This window comes from Phyllobacterium sp., from assembly GCF_037994405.1.
In the GTDB taxonomy this organism is placed as follows: Bacteria; Pseudomonadota; Alphaproteobacteria; order Rhizobiales; family Rhizobiaceae; genus Phyllobacterium.
In genome coordinates, this window is the sequence record NZ_JBBNAN010000342.1 from 1 (window position 1) to 2868 (window position 2868).

4 protein-coding genes and 1 pseudogene are annotated in these 2868 nt (G+C 55.7%); 1 reads left to right on the top strand and 4 read right to left on the bottom strand.

Annotation, left to right across the window (positions count from 1 at the left end; all coding sequences use genetic code 11):
• Both AAAC48_RS18910 and AAAC48_RS18915 read right to left on the bottom strand, forming a co-directional pair.
• Positions 1–259: glutathione S-transferase N-terminal domain-containing protein (locus AAAC48_RS18910; RefSeq protein ID WP_340655669.1), on the bottom strand; the 259-nt coding region annotated here is incomplete at its 3' end.
• Positions 260–306: 47 nt separating this feature from the next.
• Positions 307–492, bottom strand: coding sequence for a hypothetical protein (locus tag AAAC48_RS18915; protein ID WP_340655670.1), 186 nt, complete (start codon positions 490–492; stop codon positions 307–309).
• 154 nt (positions 493–646) lie between these two features.
• On the opposite strand from AAAC48_RS18915, the gene AAAC48_RS18920 reads away from it, so the two are divergent.
• A complete protein-coding gene (locus AAAC48_RS18920; RefSeq protein WP_340655671.1) occupies positions 647–1114 on the top strand; it encodes a MarR family transcriptional regulator in 468 nt (155 codons plus the stop codon).
• A 44-nt stretch (positions 1115–1158) separates the two neighbouring features.
• Here AAAC48_RS18920 and AAAC48_RS18925 read toward each other — a convergent pair.
• Both AAAC48_RS18925 and AAAC48_RS18930 read right to left on the bottom strand, forming a co-directional pair.
• Positions 1159–2442 (bottom strand): annotated as a pseudogene (locus AAAC48_RS18925) (cytochrome c biogenesis protein DipZ); the annotation flags it as partial.
• 196 nt (positions 2443–2638) lie between these two features.
• On the bottom strand, positions 2639–2868 hold a 230-nt coding region (locus AAAC48_RS18930), incomplete at its 5' end, for an ATP-binding protein (RefSeq protein WP_340655672.1).

Genomic DNA, 2868 nt, shown 5'->3' on the forward strand with positions numbered 1-2868 from the left:
CGGGCAACAAGGGTGGCTCGGGATACCGTTCGTCGAGGTACTCGACGATTGCAAGCGACTGCGTGATCAACACCCTTTCATCCGTCAACAGTGCAGGGACAAGTCCCTGCGGGTTGACCCTCAGATAGCCGGCCTGCCGGTTTTCGGCTTCCTCGCCAAGGATCGCAATTGGCAGCTTTTCCACTGCCACCACCTTCAGGGCCAGCGCTATGCGCACGCGGGACGTCGCGGAAGAAATCTCATTCTCATACAGTTTCATTGTCGGCTTCCTGGTTGGCTTGGATTTTTGAACAGGCCGCATATGCCCTACCGGGCCGTTGCAAGAACCTGATTGGAGAAATGGACTTTCGCTGCGGCCAACGGGAGCAGCTCGTCTGAAGACAGTTTGGCGACTATTGGAGCAACCGCTGTGGGTTCGCGCGGATTGGTGTCATAGGCGCACGGCGATGCCAGTACCGCAATGCCGATCAGGCATTTGATCGCAAATTGCATAATGATTCTCCTTCAACTCTCGGGTTGATTTAATCAACTCTCGGGTTGATTTAATTATTACAATAATCATTATGATACCAGTTGTATCAAACTGCCTTGACGCTTACAAGTACGATAATCGTTCGTGTCATAATTATTTTCACCGGAGTGTTCGATGTCCAGACAAACGCCTCCCCGCACCAAGGCAGCGAAGCTTGCGGATTTTTTGTGCTTTTCGATCTATTCGGCGAACCTTGCCTACTCGCGGGTTTACAAACCAGTCCTCGATGAACTCGGCCTCACCTACCCGCAATACATAACGATCATCTCGCTCTGGGAAGAAGATCAGCAGACGGTCAAGGGCTTGAGCGAGAAGCTGTTTCTGGAGCCGAGCACCATGACGCCAATGCTGAAACGGCTTGAAGCCATGGGATATCTCAACCGGACAAGGGATAGCAAGGACGAGCGCAATGTCCGAATTTCGCTGACCGATGCCGGACGCCGCCTTCGGGAGAAAGGTTTCGGCTTTGGCGAGGTGACTGTGAAAGCCTCGGGCCTGACGCCCGAGGAATTTCCCATGCTGCAAAAGGCCATTGCAAATCTTCGCGACAATCTCGTCAAGGCCAGTAAGGGAGAACGCTGATTTCTTCATCAGCCTTGGCTCTTTGCGACCGGCTGCGCCGTCATTGCGTCCGGGGGCATAGGCTGGTTGTCGGCCTGCTGGCTCTTGGCTTCGGCCAGTAGATCCTGAATGACTTTTTCGGACGCATCATAATCACCTTCGCCGAAATGATGGTACCGGATCTGGCCCTTGGCATCGATGAAGTAATGGGCTGGCCAATAGCTGTTTTGGAATGCCTGCCAGATTGTGAAATTGTTATCGATGGCGACGGGATAGGTGATCTGGAACTCGCCGATCGCCTTCTTGACGTTATCGATATTCTTTTCGAAGGCATATTCAGGGGCGTGTACGCCGATCACCACGAGGCCCTGATCCTTGTATTTTTCCGCCCAGGCCCGAACATGGGGGACTGTGTGAATGCAATTGATGCAGGAGTACGTCCAGAAATCGACCAGCACGACCTTGCCGCGAAGCTGGCCAGTGCTCAGCGGCGGCGAATTCAGCCACTCAACCGCACCGTCGAGTGAGGGAAACTGTCCTTCAACCGGCAGATCGCTGCGAAACCTCTGACGAGCATCTACCGCCAGCACCATGCTATTGTTCGCGGCACCGTCCAAGGCAGCTCTCGGCTTGAAAGCGTCCAGAAGCGCTTGTTCGGCCTTGCCCGTCGCTGGGCCCGAGAGACGAGCGAGAAAACCAGTATCTGCACCAAGCCCGATGGCGGCGACGCCCGCAAGTACGGCAATGCCGAGGCCACGGCGAATCCATTCACCGGCACCGAGTGACGCCTTCATAAAGACAAAAACCTGCCCGCCGATCATGAGTGCTAAAGCGAGCGATGTAGCAGCACCGGCCGAATAGACCAGGAGAAGCATGGTCGTCTGAACGTTCGCGCCCTTGAGAGCAGCCTCTGTCAACACCAACCCGAGAATCGGTCCGGCGCAGGGTGCCCAGAGCAGACCGGTTGCAATGCCGAGAACGAGCGAGCTTGCGAACGTCGGAATGGAGCGTGGTCCACCGGACTTATTCAACAGCTTGTTTGCGAACGCAACGACCGGCCGTGTCAGGATTGTGGCGAACTCAGGTGAAACAAGCGTCACACCGAAGACAGCGAGTAGCACTATCGCAGCGTAGCGGCCATATTCATTGGCATGAATTGCCCAACTACCGCCGACTGCGGCAAGGGTGGCAACCACGGCAAAGGTAATTGCCATGCCCGCGAGCATCGGCAGCGTGCTTTTGACGAAAGGCTGGCCTGCGCGGGCGAAGACAAAGGGAAGAACTGGCAGGATGCAGGGACTGAGGATCGTCAGCCCTCCCGCAAGGTAGGCAATAACCAGAAGGGTCATCATGGTTTCCTTTGGAGTGATTGATGGGGCGCCAGGGCGCAGGGCCGAAGACCAGTCCCTGACCGCATAAGGCATCACAGGCGTATCCCACATGTGTCCGAATTGATCCCAAAGCGTAACGAAGTGTGGGTGGGAAGCGGCCCGTTACATTGCGATACAAAGGCGAGCGCTGCTTTACTCGACAAGTCCGGACTCATCAATGGATGGAGATTTCCGCCGAGAGCCCGCCGCCATCGCGATTGCGCAACTTGAGCGAGGCGCCTATGGCAAGTGCTAGCTGATGTGCGATGGCTAATCCAAGTCCAGTCCCCCCGGTTCCCCGATTGCGGGACTGCTCGAGCCGAAAGAATGGTTGGAGCACTGCTTCAAGCTGATCTTCTGGAATGCCAGGACCACGATCCAACACCATTATAGTGACCAAACCAT